The following is a 16898-nucleotide window of genomic DNA, read 5'->3' as shown; positions in this document are numbered from 1 at the left end:
CACGCGCCTCCGCCGGTCCGGCCACGCGCCCCTCGACGGCCTGCGCACGCCTCCGACGGTCTGTGCACGCGCACGCCCCCGACGGTCTGTGCACGCGCACGCCCCCGACGGTCTGTGCTACGCGCCTCCGACCGCCGTCAGCAGCGCCAGCGGCGCCGCCGCCGACCGGGACTCCCGCACACACGCGTGCGGGTACGGCACCGGCTCGGCGTGTGTGTCCCGGCCGTAGCCCGCCAGGACCTCCGGCAGCCGGTGCCCGGTCGCCGTCGCCGCGTCGACCAGGCCGTGGGCGACCGTGCGGGCCTCGTCGTGCAGGCCGTAGCGGGCCAGGCCCAGCGTGATCAGCGCGTTGTCGTGCGGCCAGACCGAACCGCGGTGGTACGACAACGGGTGGTACGCCGACTGCCCGGCGGCCAGCGTGCGCACACCCCACCCGGAGAAGAAGTCGGGTTCGAGCAGGCGCCGCCCGACGACCTCGCCGTACTCCTTGTCGAGCAGCCCCGACCACAGCAGATGCCCGGCGTCCGAGGCCAGCGCGTCCACCTGGTTGCCCTCGCCGTCCAGCGCGAGGGCGGGGAAGGAGTGGTCCGGCATCCAGAAGTCGCGCTGGAAGCGGTCGCGCAGGTCGGCGGCGGCCTGCTCCAGCAGGGCCGCGTAGACCTTGTCGTCCCACGCCGTGCGCGCCAGCCAGGCGGTGCGGCGCAGCGCGTCGTACGCGTACCCCTGGGCCCCCGCCGCCATCACCGGGCCGCTCGCGCGGTTGCCGTCGGCCGAGCAGATGGCGCCGGGGGAGTCCTTCCAGTTCTGGTTGGCGAGGCCGCCCTGGTCGGCGCGGTAGACCAGGTAACCGCGCGAGGTCAGCCCGCCGTGGTCCAGCATCCAGCCGATCGCCGCACGGGCGTGGGACTCCAGCCGGCGGGCCAGATCCGTGTCCCCGGTGTGCTCGACGTACGCGCCGAGCAGGACGAGGAACAGCGGGGTGGCGTCGACCGAGCCGTAGTAACGGCCGTACGGCACCTGCCCGAAGTGCGCCAGCTCGCCGTGCCGTACCTCGTGCACGATCTTGCCGGGCTGGGAGACCGACTCCGGGCCGGTCTCCGTCGCCTGGGCCGCGGCGAGCGCCAGCAGGGTGGCGGCGGCCGGCCGGGGCCGGTAGGGCAGCGCGAACAGCGAGGTCAGCAGGGCGTCCCGGCCCAGCAGCGTGAGGAACCAGGGCGCTCCCGCCGCCGGTACGCGCAGCTCCTCGCCGTCCGGACCGGTCGCCGGCACCTGGAGCGAGGCGAGATCGGCGAGCCCGCGCGCACAGGCCGCCGCGAGCTCCGGCCAGCCGGTGGGGAAGGCCACGCCTTCGACGAACTCGCCCTCCATGGCCAGGAGTTGATCGTTCAGTGCGGCCGGAGAGCGCGGTACGCGCAGCGCCCGCTTGTCCCCGTGCGGGCGGGCCATCACACGCAGCATCAGCTCGGCCGTGCCGTGCGGTTCCAGGTCCAGGGTCCATACGAGGCGACGGGCGCCGGTGCCGGTCTCCTCGACGCCGTCCGGGGCGGGCTCGGCCGTCACCGTCGTACAGGAGCGCCACTCGCCGCGCTGGTAGCTGAACTCCACGCCGTCGTCGAGGACCTGGCGGGAGCGGGTCGCTCCTATCTTGGCGTACGTGCGGTGGTCCGAGCGCAGTTCGAACTGGTCGGTGAAGTCGGCGTCCGCGGTCACCGCGAGCCGGACCGTCGTCGGCACCGGACGGTTGCTGGTCACCCGCAGCGACTCGACGAACGAGCCGTCGCCCACGGCCTGTTCACGGAAAAGCGTGTACGCGGGCGGCTCCTGGCGTCCGCCGCGCGGCACCAGCGCGCACCGCGCGGTGTCCCCGTCGGCGACCGGTGACAGTGCCTCGGGCACCGCACCGTCGACGGTGAGCTGCCACCGGCTCAGGTGCCGGGCGTCCCGTACGAACAACCCGTCCGGGGAGCTGCCGCCCCGCACGCCGCTGATGTCCCCGCCGTCGCCCACAGCGGCGAACGTCCCGCCGTGCACGAGCAGATGATGCCGGTCCGTCATCCCCGGTCCCCTCCCTTGTCACTCATCTCGAACGTCCGGATGCCCGTGGGGGAGACGTCGTCTCCCGGGCCTGTGTGCAGCAGGTCGAGCGTGAGCGCGGCGGTCCAGCTGAAGCCGGTCGCCCCGCAGGCCTCGCCGGTGTACGGGTCGACGTACTCCGCGAAGTCGGATGTGCCGGCGATGTCCAGGACGGCCTGGCGCAGTGCGTCGGCCCGCCGCTGTTCGCCGTGCGTGCGCAGCCCGCGCTCCACCAGCCAGCTCGTGTTGAACCAGGCCGGGCCGCGCCAGTAGCGGTGCGGGTCGAAGGCCTCGCCGAGCAGGTCGTAGCTCGGGACCAGGCGGGTGGAGTCGCCGAGCCCGAAGTGCGCCCCGCCCAGGGTGCTCACGAGCGCGTCCGTGATCTCGCGGGGCAGGCCGGGCAGCAGCAGCGGAACGACCCCGGAGACGCTGCGTTCGCGGATCAGCTCCCCGCCCCGCACGTCCCGGCAGAAGAACATCCCCTCCGCCGGATCCCACAGCCGCTCGATCAGCGCCGCCGTCAGCCGCTCGGCACGCGCGTGCCGAGCCGTCCCGGTGGCCCCGAGCTCCTGCGCGATCCGCGCGAGGGCGTGCTCGGAGGCGATGAGCAGGGCGTTGAACGCCGGGTCCTCCACCGCGAAGTCACCGACCCCGTCGGCGTACCCGGCATCCCGGTAGTCGCTCGCCAGCCGCACGTACCGCCCGTAGTCCAGATCCGTGGGGCGGTCCTCCGGAGCCCCGTGGTCCAGGTCGGCGCGGCGGAAGGAACGGGCCGGAGCCGGTGTGATCCTGCTCAGCGGGGCGTCCCAGCAGGGGCTGTTGTCCATACCCTGTTCCCAGGGGTGCACGACGGACGCCAGCGACCCTGCGCCCAGGTCCCGCCGGTGCAGCAGATACCGGTGCCAGGCCGCGAGCCGCGGATACACCCGGGCGAGGAACCCGCGCGCCCGCGACAGCCCCGGGTCGGCGCGGTGCACCAGCCACGCGGCCAGCGCGTGCACCGGTGGCTGCACGATGCCCGAGGTCTGTACGGTGCGCGGGGCGCCCGCGGCGCGCCCCGCGGTCGAGGAGCGCCAGAAGTCGGGGCTCGGGAAGTACGCGTCGAGGGGGACGGAGGGGTTGAACACGATGTGCGGGATCCGGCCGTCGTCCCACTGGCCGTCGAGCAGCGTCTCCAGCTCCGACTGCGCCCTGAGGGGCGAGAGGTGGCGCAGACCGATGGCGATGAACGCCGAGTCCCAGGACCACTGGTGCGGGTACAGGCCGTGCGAGGGGATCGTGGAGGTGCCGGTCCAGTTGCCCTCCAGCACGCGGGCGGCCCTGACGTGCAGGGAACGGGGGGCCGTGGCCGAATGTTTCGTGGTCGGCGGACCGTATACGACAGCCTCGGATCCCGACACCTCACCGTGTCCGGAAAAGGGTGGTGAGGAAAAGGTGCGTACGGGGGTGAAGTGCCCGGTGTTGCGGGCGGTGACCTGCGTTGCGCGATCCACTCAAGGCTCCCCGAAGACGTACGGCCGACCAGTTCGGCAGTGGCTACCGTAGGGTTACGTCTATTTAACACGCAAAACCCAATATGTAATGCAAGCTTGAGAAACACAAGGGGGTGTGCATGACCGGACGACCCGGCAGGACCGGCAGGACGGGAAGTCAGGCGAGCGCCGGAGACCTGCTCGAACTGGTGCGCAGCGGCCGCGCCACCACCCGTGGCGCACTGCAACAGGCGACCGGTCTGTCCCGCGCCACCGTCGGCCAGCGCCTCGACCGCCTCTTCCGCGCGGGCTGGCTCCGCGAGGGCGCCGGCGGCCCCGTCGACTCACCGCTGGGCGGCCGCCCCTCGATCACCCTCGAATTCGACGACGCCCACGCGGTCGTCCTGTCCGCCGACCTGGACACGCGGCACGCGCGGGCCGCCGTACTGACCCTGACCGGCGAGATCCTCGCCGAGCACTCGGGCATCCTGGTCATCGAGGACGGCCCCGACGCCGTACTCGGCGAACTCGGCCGCTGGTTCGCCGAACTCCTGGAGAAGGCCGGCCACCGGGCGCACGAGGTCTGCGGCATCGGCCTCGCCGTGCCCGGCCCGGTCGACACCGACACCGGCCGGGTCGTACAGCCGCCGATCATGCCCGGCTGGGACGGCTACGACATAAGAGGCCGCCTGGCGAGGGCCTTCACCGAGCACTCGGGCGCCGGACCGCTCCCCGTACTGGTCGACAACGACGCGAACCTCATGGCGTACGGCGAACAGCGCACGGGATACGCGGACTGCTCGGCCTTCGTGCTCGTGAAGGTGTCGACCGGCATAGGCGCCGGAGTCGTGGTCGACGGCTCCATCTACCGCGGCATCGACGGCGGCGCGGGCGACCTCGGCCACATCCGGGTCCCGGCGGGCGCCGACGCACTGTGCCGATGTGGCTCGTACGGCTGTCTCGCCGCCGTCGCCAGCGGCGGCGCCGTGGCCCGGCGGCTGGCCGAGGCCGGGGTGCCGGCGGCGTCCGGCTCGGATGTGCGGGACCTGCTGGCCTCCGGGCACCCGGAGGCGGCGGCGCTCGCGCGGGACGCGGGGCGGCAGGTCGGGGACGTGCTGGCGACGGTCGTCACTCTGCTGAACCCCGGCGTTCTGATGATCGCGGGGGACCTGGCCGGAACCGCCTTCCTCACGGGCGTGCGTGAGCTTCTCTATCAGCGGGCGCTGCCGCGCTCCACCGCTCATCTGGACGTCGTGATGTCGCGGCTGGGGGAGCGGGCGGGGCTGGTCGGGGCGGGGGCGATGGTCGTTGAGCACCTCTACGCGCCGGAGCGGGTGGAGGAACGGCTGGCGGCGCTGGGGGTGTGACCACGATCTTTTCGAGGATGTTTCGGTCCCAAGACGCGTCCGCATGGTGAAATTCCGGCGTCTGTGACAGCGTGATTATCGCCACCCTTGATAAGGGTTGCGCTCAGATGAGCGGATCTTGGCCGACTGCACTTCTCCAAGGGCTGGCACTCAGTGCCACCCCCTGATCGTTCATCGATCGAAAACGGGCGGGCTCGCAGCCGCTCATGTGAGCAGAATTTCGGGAAAGTGAGCGCCCCTGCGTTCAAGAAGTGAAAACATGCGCCCGTATCCGCTTGCCAAGCTTTGACTTTCGATCCGGTGGCGGACGAGTGGTTACAGGCGCATGACGGGCAAGTGGACGTACCCAGAAGCCTTTGATCTGGGTATGTTCCTGCTCGTCAGGGCAGCCACCGCGTCCTCGAGGAGTCGAGACCCGTGTCGGAAAACAAAGATCCCCAGGTAGCTGAGCACGGCACCAGCGTTGAGGGCGTGAAGTTCGTTTACGACTTCACCGAGGGCAACAAGGAGCTCAAGGACCTCCTCGGCGGCAAGGGCGCGAACCTCGCCGAGATGACCAACCTGGGCCTTCCGGTGCCTCCGGGCTTCACGATCACCACCGAGGCCTGCAAGGTCTACCTCGACAGCGGCGAGGAGCCGGCGGCACTGCGTGACGAGGTGAGTGCGCACCTCGACGCGCTGGAGCAGCGCATGGGCAAGAAGCTCGGCCAGCCCGACGACCCGCTGCTCGTCTCGGTCCGCTCCGGCGCCAAGTTCTCCATGCCCGGCATGATGGACACCGTCCTGAACATCGGCCTCTCCGACAAGTCGGTCCAGGGCCTGGCCAAGCAGGCCGGCGACGACCGCTTCGCCTGGGACTCCTACCGCCGCCTCATCCAGATGTTCGGCAAGACCGTCCTCGGCGTCGACGGCGACCTCTTCGAAGAGGCGCTGGAGGCGGCGAAGGAGGCCAAGAAGGTCACGGTCGACACGGAGCTGGAAGCCGCCGATCTGAAGAAGCTGGTCACCCGCTTCAAGAAGATCGTCAAGGCCGAGGCCGGCCGGGACTTCCCGCAGGACCCGCGCGAGCAGATGGACCTCGCCATCCACGCGGTCTTCGACTCCTGGAACACCGACCGCGCCAAGCTCTACCGCCGCCAGGAGCGCATCCCCGGCGACCTGGGCACCGCGGTCAACGTCTGCTCGATGGTCTTCGGCAACCTGGGCCCCGACTCCGGCACGGGCGTGGCCTTCACCCGTGACCCCGCCAGCGGCCACCAGGGCGTGTACGGCGACTACCTCCAGAACGCCCAGGGCGAGGACGTCGTGGCGGGCATCCGCAACACCGTCCCCCTCGCCGAACTGGAGACGATCGACAAGAAGTCCTACGACCAGCTCATGCAGATCATGGAGACGCTGGAGAACCACTACAAGGACCTCTGCGACATCGAGTTCACCATCGAGCGCGGTCAGCTGTGGATGCTCCAGACGCGCGTCGGCAAGCGGACGGCGGGAGCGGCGTTCCGTATCGCCACCCAGCTCGTGGACCAGGGCCTGATCGACGAGGCCGAGGCGCTCCAGCGAGTGACGGGCGCCCAGCTCGCCCAGCTGATGTTCCCGCGCTTCGACGAGGACACCAAGGTCCAGACGGTCGGCCGGGGCATCGCGGCGTCGCCGGGTGCGGCGGTCGGCAAGGCGGTCTTCGACTCGTACACCGCGGTGAAGTGGTCGCGCTCGGGCGAGAAGGTCATCCTGGTCCGCCGCGAGACCAACCCCGACGACCTCGACGGCATGATCGCGGCCGAGGGCATCCTGACCTCGCGCGGCGGCAAGACCTCCCACGCGGCGGTGGTGGCGCGCGGCATGGGCAAGACCTGTGTGTGCGGCGCGGAGGAGCTCGAGGTCGACACCAAGCGCCGCAGGATGACGGTCCCGGGCGGCCACGTCGTCGAGGAAGGCGACCTGATCTCCATCGACGGCTCGTCCGGCAAGGTCTACCTGGGCGAGGTCCCGGTCGTCCCGTCTCCCGTCGTGGAGTACTTCGAGGGGCGGATGCACGCGGGCGCCAACGATGCCGACGAACTGGTCGAGGCAGTGCACCGGATCATGGCGTTCGCCGACCGCAAGCGCCGCCTGCGGGTGCGTGCCAACGCGGACAACGCCGAGGACGCGATGCGCGCCCGTCGCTTCGGCGCGCAGGGCATCGGCCTGTGCCGTACCGAGCACATGTTCCTCGGTGACCGCCGTGAGCTGGTCGAGCGCCTCATCCTGGCCGACACGGAGACCGAGCGCGAGGAGTCGCTGAAGGCGCTGCTCCCCCTCCAGAAGAAGGACTTCGTAGAGCTGTTCTCGGCGATGGACGGCCTGCCGGTGACGGTACGTCTGCTGGACCCGCCGCTGCACGAGTTCCTGCCGGACATCACCGAACTGTCGGTCCGCGTGGCGCTGGCGGAGTCCCGCCAGGAGCCGCACGAGAACGAACTGCGCCTGCTCCAGGCCGTCCACCGCCTGCACGAGCAGAACCCGATGCTGGGTCTGCGCGGTGTGCGACTGGGCCTGGTCATCCCCGGCCTGTTCACCATGCAGGTACGGGCGATCGCCGAGGCGGCGGCCGAGCGCAAGAACGCCAAGGGTGACCCGCGCGCGGAGATCATGATCCCGCTGGTGGGCACGGTCCAGGAGCTGGAGATCGTCCGCGAGGAGGCCGACCAGGTGGTGGCCGAGGTCGAGGCCGCCACGGGCACGTCACTGAAGCTGGCCATCGGCACGATGATCGAGCTGCCGCGCGCCGCCCTGACCGCCGGTCAGATCGCGGAGGCGGCGGAGTTCTTCTCCTTCGGCACGAACGACCTGACCCAGACGGTGTGGGGCTTCAGCCGGGACGACGTGGAAGCCTCGTTCTTCACGGCGTACCTGGAGAAGGGCATCTTCGGCGTCTCCCCCTTCGAGACGATCGACAAGGACGGCGTCGGCTCCCTGGTGAAGCTGGCCGCGGAGGCGGGTCGCGCGACACGCCCCGACCTCAAGCTCGGCGTCTGCGGCGAACACGGCGGCGACCCCGAGTCCGTGCACTTCTTCCACGAGGTGGGACTGGACTACGTCTCCTGCTCGCCGTTCCGGATCCCGGTGGCGCGGCTGGAGGCGGGGCGGGCGGCTTCGCAGTCGGCGGGGAGTGATCACCGGTAGGCGTTTTCGGGCCCTGGCCCGCTGAGGCCTATGCCTGCTGAGGCCTTGGCCCGCTGAACGCCGGGACCGTCGACTGTCCCCGACCGACCCTCACCGATGGGCGGCGGTTCCGGAGCACGACGAGAGGGCGGCACCCTGTGCGGGGGTGCCGCCCTCTCATGCGTCACCTGTGGAGTGTCATCGAAAGGGTCCGTGCCGTGACGTGGTCGGGCTGTATGGACCGGAGGCACCCAGACCGTGTCGCGCCGCAGCCGCACCGGTCTTCGTCTGCTCCGCCTCCCGCGCTTTCGTCCACCGTTGCCGGCTTCAGCTTCGATGCGACGATGAGCAAAGCGTTTTGCCGACGCCGGGTTCTCCCCACAGCATCAGGGCTGCCCTGTCGCCCTGACGAGCGGCGTCAAGGATCCGGGCGAGGGCGGCCTACTCCTGGCGCCGTCCGTAAAGGTCCCTTTGCTTGAAAGCTTCATGGCTGCTGCCGCCGGAGCGCTCGTGCCACCTGCGTTCCGAACTTCGCCATCTCCGTGACCGATACGACGACCGATACGACGACAGATCCGCTTGCAGCTCGCTGCCCGTAGCGTCGGGCGTGGTCAGCGGACTCGCGCGCACCGCGGGAGACGACATGGCGACCGCGATCATCGAAACCGGAAGCAAGGACAGGACGTTGGCGGATCTGGTGGTGCGGGGGTCAAAAGCACCGTTCTTCAGCATCACATATCTCCGCGACTGGTCCAGGGCCTCCCTGAACGAGCAGGCGTCGACCTTCGATCAGCGCTGAGCCCGCCGCGAGCACGCAGCGTCCGGTCACCCCGGTGACCGCTTTTGAGCCCCCTTTTTTCCTACTGCTTCTTGTCTGCCGCCCAAAACCACTGACCGCTACGAAACGGAGCCCTCCCATGAGTCCGCCCAGCACGTCCGGCGGCGTCGGTACCATCGCCATCCAGCTGGCGAAGCATCTCGGTGCGAGCGTGGCCACGACCGCGAGCGCGACGAAGACCGACCTGGTGAAGAACCTCGGCGCGGACGTCGTCATCGACTACCAGAAGCAGGCGCTCGAGACGGTCCTTCACGACTACGACCTCGTCATCGACACGGTCGGGGGCGAAGCCCTCGACAAGTCACTGCGGGTGCTGAAGCCGGGCGGGACCGTCATCAGCATCACCGGGCCACCCGACCCCACCTTCGCCCGGGAGATCGGCGCCAATCCCGTCGTCCGGCCGGCCATGGCCGCCCTGAGCCACCGGATCCGCCGACGTGCCCGACGACACCAGGTGTCGTACTCTCGAACCTGTTCATGAAGGCCAGCGGCGACCAGCTCCGCGAACTCTCCGCCCTCACCGATGCCGAGATCATCCGGCCGGTCGTGGACTCCGTCTCCGTCTTCGGCTTCGGCCAGACCCATGAAGCCATGGCCCACCTCGAGCAAGGACGCACCAAGGCCGGCAAGGTCGTCATCCGCGTGACATGACCGCGCCCGACCTGCCGCCCCCGGTCGCCGGGTCGGCACGCCCCCTGCGCACAGAATGCGTCGCCGTCTCAGGAGGAGCGTGACCCGCGCGAGCGCCGGAAACCATCGACCACAGCCAACTCACCGAAGGACCACATGGACACGTCGCGAAGTAGCTCGCAGCCCGCAGGACACATTGCCGTCGAGGGCCAAGCCGGGGTGCTTGTCGCTCGTATCGACGGAGGTCCGCATGCGTTGTTCGATCCCGAGATCGCCAAGCAGCTGAAAGAGTTGGTCGATCGTGCAGACCGCGATCCGGACATCCGCGCGGTCGTCTTCACCGGTACGCATCCTGACCGCTTCTTGAGTCATTCTGATGTGCGCTGGCTACAAGAAGGCGGCACTGGATTCCCGCCGATCAACACGCGCATCGCCAAGCTCGTAGCGCGCACGGCGAGACTCATCAACAGAGTGCCGGTTGTCAGAACGCTCGCGGGGATGACCCGGCTCAAGACACTTCTGCAGCTCGACAGCTTCCATGCCACTTTCCTGAAGATGAATGCAAGCGGCACCATCTTCGTTGCGGCACTCAACGGTTCGGCACTTGCCGTCGGCTCGGAACTGGCATTTGCCTGTGATCTGCGCATCATGGCAGACGGGGAGTATGTCATCGGCCTGACAGAAGTCCTGCTCGCACTGACACCGGGTGGCGGCGGCTCTCAGCGACTGCCTCGTCTGATCGGTACTCAGCAGACGTTGCTCGCCGTTCTCGAAGGCAGGCCGTTCACGCCTGCAGAGGCTCTCTCGCTCGGTGCGGTCGACGAAGTGGTGCCAAAGGAAAAGGTCCTCGCCCGGTCGATCGAGCGCGCGGAGTATCTGAGCCTACGCTCGAAGAAATCTCTGGGAGCCATCAAGCGATCCATCTACTTCGGCAGCTCCCTGTCGCTCGAGGACGGCTTGCAGTTCGAGCACGCCGAGTTCCTGGTCAGAGATCAATCGAAGGAAGCTCAGGGGCGGATGCTTGAATACATCGCCACCACGGACGCCACTGGCGAGCTCCCTCTGTTGAATCGTGAGACGTACGCGCGAGCACTCGGCGCCGGGCGATTCGGAAGTAGCCCAAGCGAGTAGATCGGGTCGATGTGGTGACCTCGTCCTGATCGGCGGTTCATCGCCTCGAGGCCATTGCTGAAACCAAGACTGCTCGTGCACCGCAGAGACGGCGAGGACCTGGTTCTCATCACCGCTGCGCGTGCCGAGCAGGACCAAACCGTGGTGTCGGCCGCCACCCGGATGCCGGCCGCGATCACACCGCTCACTACATCGCCAGCAGTTCCCAACCCCGCGTGCGGCTGGTCCGGCAACGCCGATACCAACGCCGCCCGCAACGCTTTCGCCGCATACCGGGCGGGCCACGCGCTTGCCCCGGCTGCCGGAAGGTGCAGTCGTGAGACGCGGAAACGCGTCAAGCCCACCACCGCGAGGTAGGAGGGAATCTCTTCTTTCACGAAGGAGAGCACTTCAACTGGACACGCGGCCCCTCGCGGCCCCTCCCGGCTCCCGGACGATTACCTGGAGCGCCCGCCGCTCGTAGGCTGAGTCCGAACCGTCACGGGAGGGAGGTCGGTCATGGCCGGCTGGACCGAGAAGGACATTCCCGATCAGCACGGCCGTGTCGCCGTCGTCACCGGCGCCAACAGCGGCATCGGGTACGTCACCGCGCGGGAGCTGGCCCGGCGGGGCGCCCGGGTGGTGCTGGCCTGCCGGAGCGAGGCGCGCGGCACCGCGGCCGGGGACCGGATGGTCGCCGAAGTGCCGGGCGCCGAGGTGGAGCTTGCGCGGCTCGACCTCGGCGACCTCGCCTCGGTACGGCGGTTCGCGGCCGCCTCCTCGAACGACCGGCTCGACCTGCTCGTCAACAACGCGGGCGTGATGGCGCTGCCGTACGGCACGACCGCGGACGGCTTCGAGACGCAGTTCGGCGTCAACCACCTCGGGCACTTCGCGCTCACCGGGCTGCTGCTGCCGACGCTGCTCGCCACGCCGGGCGCGCGCGTCGTGACCGTCTCCAGCACGATGCACTCGATGGCCAACATCGACATCACGGATCTGAACAGCGAGCGCAGGTACCGGCGTTGGACCGCCTACGCCCGCTCCAAGACCGCCAACCTGCTCTTCACGCACGAACTCGCGCGCAGGCTGGCGGCCCACGGCTCGGATGTCGTCGCCGCGGCGGCGCACCCCGGGTACGCCGCCACCAACCTCCAGACCGAGGGCGCCCGAATGTCGGGCCGCAAGCTGAGCGAGCGGTTCATGGAGATCGGCAACCGCTTCTTCGCCCAGTCCGCCGAGGCGGGCGCCCTGCCCACGCTCTACGCCGCGACCGCGCCCGACGTACGCCCCGACTCCTTCACCGGCCCCTCGTTCGCAGGCTGGCGCGGATCACCCGCACCGTCCTGGCGGGCACCGTGGACGCTCGACGACAGGGCGGGGGAGCGCCTTTGGGCCGCCTCGGAGGAGCTGACGGGGGTGGCGTACGACCAGCTGAAGGTATGACGGGCCGGCGGCCGGTCACACCTTGCGGCCGGCCGCCGGCCACCGTCACGCCCGGCCCGATCAGGGTGAGCCCGCCGGCCCCTCGAGATCATCCGTTACGAGGTCCGCACCTCGTACGTCGTGATCCGTACCGACTCGTCGTCCAGGCACTGGCCCGACTCCAGGTCGAAGCGCTGCTTCAGCAGGGGGGAGGCGACGAAGGGGCGACCCTGGTGGGAGCCGATCAGGCCGCGGGAGAGGACCGCCGCGCCGTTGAACGGGTCCCGGTTGTCGACGGCGTACAGGGTGCCGGCGCGGTCGCGGAAGAGGGCGACCTGGTCGCCGTCGGGCAGCAGGGCGGCCACTCCGCGGCCCGGCAGCAGCTGGTTCAGGTCGCAGACCGTGAACCAGCTGTCGGTCAGCCTCAGTTGGATCTTCAGGTCGGTCGTCTCGGGTGCCAGGGTCATCGCTGGGCGCTTCCTTCCAGGACGTCTGCCGGGTTCTCACTGGGGCGCATGCCGATGGACAGCAGCGGCAGGTCGGGCTTGATCTGGTCGCGCTCGGGGACGAAGCCGACGACGGGGTCGGGGGTGTCGGGCGCGTTCACGAAGGAGACGAACCGGGAGAGCTTCTCCGGGTCGTTGATGGTCGTCGCCCACTCGTCGCGGTAGTGCGACACGTGGTCCGCCATCAGGGACTCCAGCTCCTCGCAGATGCCGAGGGAGTCCTCCACCACCACGTCCCGTACGTGGTCCAGGCCGCCGGGGATCCGCTCCAGCCAGGTCGACGTGCGCTCCAGGCGGTCCGCGGTGCGGATGTAGAACATCAGGAACCGGTCGATCAGCTTGATCAGTTCGGCGTCGGTCAGGTCCTGGGCGAGCAGGTCCGCGTGGCGCGGGGTGGCGCCGCCGTTGCCGCCGACGTACAGGTTCCAGCCGTTGGAGGTGGCGATGATGCCGAAGTCCTTGGACTGGGCCTCGGCGCACTCGCGGGCGCAGCCGGACACCGCCGACTTGAGCTTGTGCGGGGAGCGCAGGCCGCGGTAGCGCAGCTCCAGGTCGATCGCCATGCGGACGGAGTCCTGGACGCCGTAGCGGCACCAGGTCTGGCCGACGCAGGACTTCACCGTGCGCAGGGCCTTGCCGTAGGCGTGACCGGACTCGAAGCCGGCGTCCACCAGACGGGCCCAGATCAACGGGAGCTGCTCGACCCTCGCGCCGAACATGTCGATCCGCTGGCCGCCGGTGATCTTCGTGTAGAGGCCGAAGTCGCGGGCGATCTCGCCGATGACGATCAGACCCTCGGGGGTGATCTCGCCGCCGGGGATGCGGGGGACGACCGAGTACGAGCCGTTCTTCTGGAGGTTGGCGAGGAAGTGGTCGTTGCTGTCCTGCAGGGCCGCCTGCTCGCCGTCCAGGACGTAGTTGCTGGCGCCGATCGTCGGGGCGAGGGAGGCGATGATGGAGCCGACCGCCGGCTTGCAGACCTCGCAGCCGTCACCGCCGCGGGCGCTGTCACGGCCGTAGCGGTCCAGGAGGTCCTGGTAGGTGTTGATGCGCAGGGCCAGGACGATCTCGTACAGCTCCTCGCGGGTCTGCGAGAAGCAGCCGCACAGGCCCTTGTCGACCTCGACGCCGCTCGCCTCCAGCTCGGCGGTGACCAGCTGGCCGAGGACCTTGACGCAACTGCCGCAGCCGGTGCCGGCCTTGGTGCACTTCTTGACCTCGGGAACGGTCGTGCACTGGTGGTCGGTGACCGCGCCGCGGATCGTGCCCTTGGAGACGTTGTGGCAGGAGCAGATGATCGCCTCGTCCGGCAGCGCGGACGGACCGAGCTGGGCCGGGGCGCCGGCGCCGGCCGGCAGGACCAGGGACTCGGGGGAGACCGGCGGGACCGAACCGGTGAAGGCGCGCAGGGTGCCGTACGCGTCCGCGTCGCCGACCAGGATGCCGCCGAGCAGCTTGCCGTCGCGGCCGATGACCAGCTTCTTGTACAGGCCGGCGCGGGAGTCGGAGTAGACGACGTCGAGGCAGTCCTCGGTCGCGCCGTGCGCGTCGCCGAAGGAGGCCACGTCCACGCCGAGCAGCTTCAGCTTGGTGGACAGGTCGGCGCCGGTGAACTCCGCCTCGTCCTGGGCGATCGTCGCGGCCACGGTCTCGGCCTGCTCGTAGCCGGGGGCGACCAGGCCGTACACCCGGCCGTCGGAGGCCAGCGCGCACTCGCCGATCGCGAAGACGTGCGGGTCGGAGACCGTGCGGCACTGCTCGTCGACGCTGATACCGCCGCGCTCGCCGACCGTCAGACCGCAGTCGCGGGCCAGCTGGTCGCGGGGGCGGACACCGGCGGAGAACACCACCAGGTCGGTGGCGAGTTCGGAACCGTCGGACAGCTTCATGCCGGTGACCGCACCGGACTCGTCGACCACGATCTCCTGCGTGCCCACGCCCGTGTGCACGGACAGGCCCATGTCCTCGATGGTGCGCAGCAGCGCGGCGCCGCCGCCCTCATCGACCTGGACCGGCATCAGGCGGGGCGCGAACTCCACGATGTGGGAGGTGAGCCCGAGGCCCTTCAGCGCACCGGCCGCCTCCAGCCCGAGCAGACCGCCGCCGACCACCGCACCGGTCGTCCTCGACTTGGCGTACTCCTCGATGGCGAGGAGGTCCTCGATGGTGCGGTAGACGAAGCAGCCCTGGGCGTCCTTGTTCGGGACCGGCGGGACGAAGGGGTACGAGCCGGTGGCGAGGACCAGGACGTCGTAGTCGACGGTCAGTCCGGAGCGGGCCGTCACCCGCTTCGCCGAGCGGTCGACCGTCTCAGCGGGGTCACCGACGTGCAGCTCGATGCCGTGGTCGGCGATGAACTGCATGTCCGTCATCGACAGGTCCTCGGGCGTCTTGCCCGAGAAGTACGAGGTGAGCTGCACGCGGTCGTACGCGGGACGTGGCTCCTCGCACAGCACGACCACGCGGTGCGTGGCGGTCAGGCCGCGCTCGGCGAGCGCTTCGAGGAAGCGTTGGCCGACCATGCCATGGCCGACGAGCACGATCGTGGGGCGGGGGCCGTTCCCCACAAGTGCGGTCGTGGACATCAGGAGCCTCCATCGTTGGTGAGCAGGTGGAGCAGGGGGCCGCCGTCGGACGGGAGCGGCTCTGCTCCCTCCCAGGCGCGCGCGAGCGCGCCGACGGTGCCGAGTTCGCCGACGAGGACCCCGCCGACCAGGCGGTCGTCACGGACGACGACCTTGCGGTAGGTGCCTCGGGTGGCGTCGGCGAGCTGGACCACGTCGTCGCCGGGCAGGGCCTCCGTCTCGCCGAACGCGGCGAGGTCGAAGGCGGACTGCCCGGTGAGGGTGAGTCGGGTCAGCGAACGGGTGCCGGTGTAGCGGGCATCTGCCCGGCCGGCGAGCGACTCGGCCAGCACATCCGCCTGTTCGAGCGCGGGAGTGGCCAGTCCGTAGACCGTGCCGTCGTGCTGTGCGCAGTCGCCGATCGCCCGGATGTGCGGGTCGGAGGTGCGCAGTTCGTCGTCGACCACGACGCCCTTGCGGACGTCGAGGCCGGAGATCTGGGCGAGGCCCACACGGGGGTGGACCCCGCAGGCCAGGACCACGAGGTCGGCGTCGAGGGCGTATCCGTCGGCCATCTCCACCGAGCGGACCGCGCCGCCGACGCAGCGCACGTCGCGGACCCGGCACTCGGTGTGAATCTCGACGCCGAGATCGGTGAGGTGGCGCCGGACCAGCTTGGAGGCGGCCGGGTCGAGCTGACGCTCCATGAGCCGCTCGGACTGCTGGGCGAGCATGACCTGGGCGCCGCGCAGGGCGAGCGCCCGGGCCGCGGACACACCGAGGAGCCCGCCGCCGATGACGACCGCCTTCACGCCCGGCCGTACCGCCTTGGACAGGCCCAGGCAGTCGTCCATCGTCCGGAAGGCGTGGACGCCCTCGGGCAGTACGTGATCGGGGCTGAACAGGCCGCGCAGGGGCGGGAGTACGGGGTTGGAGCCGGTGGCCAGGACCAGCGTGTCGTATGCGATCTTCGTGCCGTCCGCGCACTCCACGCTCCGCCCGGCCCGGTCGATGCCGGTGACCCGGGCGCGCGTCAGCTCGGCGGGCGCCGGGAGGGCGATCACGTCGGGGCTGTAGCGGCCGGCCAGCACCTCGGCGAGCAGGACCCGGTTGTAGGGCCGGTGCTCCTCCTCGCCGATGAGCGTCACGGGTACGCCCAGCTCACCGAGCCGCCGGGCGAGACGGACGCCCGCGATCCCGGCGCCGATCACCACCACACGCGTATTCGAGGTCATGCCTAGGAGCGTGCGTTGCCGGTGTTACCCGGCCGCATCACGTCTGTTTCCCGCGGGGAACGCTGCCCTCAGCGGGGTCGGGGGGTGGATGTGAGGGTTCGGGGCGGGCGCCGGTGGTGCGCTGTGAGGCGGGGCACGGCGCGAGCGGCCCGGCACCGGCCGAGCCCCACGTTTCCGTGCACCCACCATCGTCTACGACCGGGGCGACACGAGCCGGAGGATCCCGGGTTTCACCAGCTCACGCGCAGGGCGACGGACGAGGAGCGCCACCCGGAACATCCCGGTTCGGCCACCTCGGCCGACGGCTCCCGGCAGGGCCGTCGTACGGGGTCGGCGGTCGCAGCGGGAGGGGTTCATCGCGGAAGCCCGCACGGAAGCGCGTCCGCGATGCCCACTGAGCCGGTGGTGTGGCGTGCGTCCCACTGAGAGCCTGCCACCGGCCGACTGGCGCCACGGGGCCGGGGGGGGGGGGGGGGGGGGGGGGGGGGCGCCGCGCCCCCCCCCCCCCCCCCCCCCCCGGCGGTGGGATCGCTG

12 protein-coding genes are annotated in these 16898 nt (G+C 70.3%); 7 read left to right on the top strand and 5 right to left on the bottom strand.

The annotated features are described in order from the left end of the window. Window positions 1-117: 117 nt before the first annotated feature. Together ACFYO2_RS27400 and ACFYO2_RS27395 are read right to left on the bottom strand one after the other, a co-directional pair. Window positions 118-2055 carry a glycogen debranching N-terminal domain-containing protein gene (locus ACFYO2_RS27400; RefSeq protein ID WP_388354290.1) on the bottom strand — a complete coding sequence of 646 codons (1938 nt, stop codon included), beginning with the start codon at window positions 2053-2055 and terminating at the stop codon, window positions 118-120. After that, the gene (locus ACFYO2_RS27395; protein ID WP_388354287.1) at window positions 2052-3566 is read right to left on the bottom strand and encodes an amylo-alpha-1,6-glucosidase; all 1515 of its coding nucleotides are present in this window, start codon (window positions 3564-3566) and stop codon (window positions 2052-2054) included. Before ACFYO2_RS27395 ends, ACFYO2_RS27400 begins: the two co-directional genes overlap by 4 nt. A 119-nt stretch (window positions 3567-3685) precedes the next feature. Between ACFYO2_RS27395 and ACFYO2_RS27390 the strand changes: the two genes are divergently transcribed. From ACFYO2_RS27390 to ACFYO2_RS27360, 7 genes are all read left to right on the top strand, one after another. After that, window positions 3686-4912: an ROK family protein gene (locus ACFYO2_RS27390; RefSeq protein WP_388354285.1), complete on the top strand. Its 1227-nt coding sequence runs from the start codon at window positions 3686-3688 to the stop codon at window positions 4910-4912. A 417-nt stretch (window positions 4913-5329) separates the two neighbouring features. Beyond that, window positions 5330-8077, top strand: a complete 2748-nt coding sequence (ppdK, locus tag ACFYO2_RS27385) for a pyruvate, phosphate dikinase (protein WP_388354282.1) — start codon at window positions 5330-5332, stop codon at window positions 8075-8077. Between the two features lie 622 nt (window positions 8078-8699). Beyond that, window positions 8700-8855 carry a hypothetical protein gene (locus tag ACFYO2_RS27380; protein ID WP_388354279.1) on the top strand — a complete coding sequence of 52 codons (156 nt, stop codon included), beginning with the start codon at window positions 8700-8702 and terminating at the stop codon, window positions 8853-8855. A gap of 118 nt (window positions 8856-8973) precedes the next feature. Further along, window positions 8974-9375 carry a zinc-binding dehydrogenase gene (locus ACFYO2_RS27375; RefSeq protein ID WP_388354276.1) on the top strand — a complete coding sequence of 134 codons (402 nt, stop codon included), beginning with the start codon at window positions 8974-8976 and terminating at the stop codon, window positions 9373-9375. Next, entirely contained in the window at window positions 9372-9545 is a 174-nt protein-coding gene (locus ACFYO2_RS27370) for a zinc-binding dehydrogenase (RefSeq protein WP_388354273.1), read from the top strand. The genes ACFYO2_RS27375 and ACFYO2_RS27370 overlap by 4 nt, the downstream gene beginning before the upstream one ends. A 135-nt stretch (window positions 9546-9680) precedes the next feature. Beyond that, entirely contained in the window at window positions 9681-10655 is a 975-nt protein-coding gene (locus ACFYO2_RS27365) for an enoyl-CoA hydratase/isomerase family protein (protein WP_388354271.1), read from the top strand. Between the two features lie 498 nt (window positions 10656-11153). Continuing rightward, complete coding sequence (locus ACFYO2_RS27360; RefSeq protein WP_388354267.1) at window positions 11154-12080, top strand: oxidoreductase; 927 nt, start codon at window positions 11154-11156, stop codon at window positions 12078-12080. Between the two features lie 95 nt (window positions 12081-12175). Here the strand turns inward: ACFYO2_RS27360 and nirD are convergent, their stop codons facing one another. The 3 genes from nirD to ACFYO2_RS27345 are packed head-to-tail and all read right to left on the bottom strand — an operon-like array spanning window position 12176 to window position 16364. Beyond that, on the bottom strand, window positions 12176-12526 hold the full coding sequence (gene nirD, locus ACFYO2_RS27355; RefSeq protein ID WP_388354264.1) for a nitrite reductase small subunit NirD: 351 nt from the start codon (window positions 12524-12526) through the stop codon (window positions 12176-12178). Further along, the gene (gene nirB / locus ACFYO2_RS27350) at window positions 12523-15150 is read right to left on the bottom strand and encodes a nitrite reductase large subunit NirB (RefSeq protein ID WP_388354261.1); all 2628 of its coding nucleotides are present in this window, start codon (window positions 15148-15150) and stop codon (window positions 12523-12525) included. Before nirB ends, nirD begins: the two co-directional genes overlap by 4 nt. Continuing rightward, a complete protein-coding gene (locus ACFYO2_RS27345; protein WP_388354258.1) occupies window positions 15150-16364 on the bottom strand; it encodes an NAD(P)/FAD-dependent oxidoreductase in 1215 nt (404 codons plus the stop codon). The genes nirB and ACFYO2_RS27345 overlap by 1 nt, the downstream gene beginning before the upstream one ends. Between the last annotated feature and the right edge of the window lie 534 nt (window positions 16365-16898).

Source organism: Streptomyces sp. NPDC006602 (genome assembly GCF_042870385.1).
Classification (GTDB): domain Bacteria; phylum Actinomycetota; class Actinomycetes; order Streptomycetales; family Streptomycetaceae; genus Streptomyces.
The sequence above is the reverse complement of the archived record's forward strand: the minus strand, read 5'-3'. Positions and strand labels throughout refer to the sequence as shown.

Bases quoted from the DNA above. Each gene is read 5' to 3' on its own strand.
- ACFYO2_RS27400 (WP_388354290.1), bottom strand. From the start codon at position 2,055: ATGACGGACCGGCATCATCTGCTCGTGCACGGCGGGACGTTCGCCGCT.
- ACFYO2_RS27390 (WP_388354285.1), top strand. From the start codon at position 3,686: ATGACCGGACGACCCGGCAGGACCGGCAGGACGGGAAGTCAGGCGAGC.
- ACFYO2_RS27380 (WP_388354279.1), top strand. From the start codon at position 8,700: ATGGCGACCGCGATCATCGAAACCGGAAGCAAGGACAGGACGTTGGCG.
- ACFYO2_RS27375 (WP_388354276.1), top strand. From the start codon at position 8,974: ATGAGTCCGCCCAGCACGTCCGGCGGCGTCGGTACCATCGCCATCCAG.
- ACFYO2_RS27370 (WP_388354273.1), top strand. From the start codon at position 9,372: ATGAAGGCCAGCGGCGACCAGCTCCGCGAACTCTCCGCCCTCACCGAT.
- ACFYO2_RS27365 (WP_388354271.1), top strand. From the start codon at position 9,681: ATGGACACGTCGCGAAGTAGCTCGCAGCCCGCAGGACACATTGCCGTC.
- ACFYO2_RS27360 (WP_388354267.1), top strand. From the start codon at position 11,154: ATGGCCGGCTGGACCGAGAAGGACATTCCCGATCAGCACGGCCGTGTC.
- nirD (WP_388354264.1), bottom strand. From the start codon at position 12,526: ATGACCCTGGCACCCGAGACGACCGACCTGAAGATCCAACTGAGGCTG.
- nirB (WP_388354261.1), bottom strand. From the start codon at position 15,150: ATGTCCACGACCGCACTTGTGGGGAACGGCCCCCGCCCCACGATCGTG.
- ACFYO2_RS27345 (WP_388354258.1), bottom strand. From the start codon at position 16,364: ATGACCTCGAATACGCGTGTGGTGGTGATCGGCGCCGGGATCGCGGGC.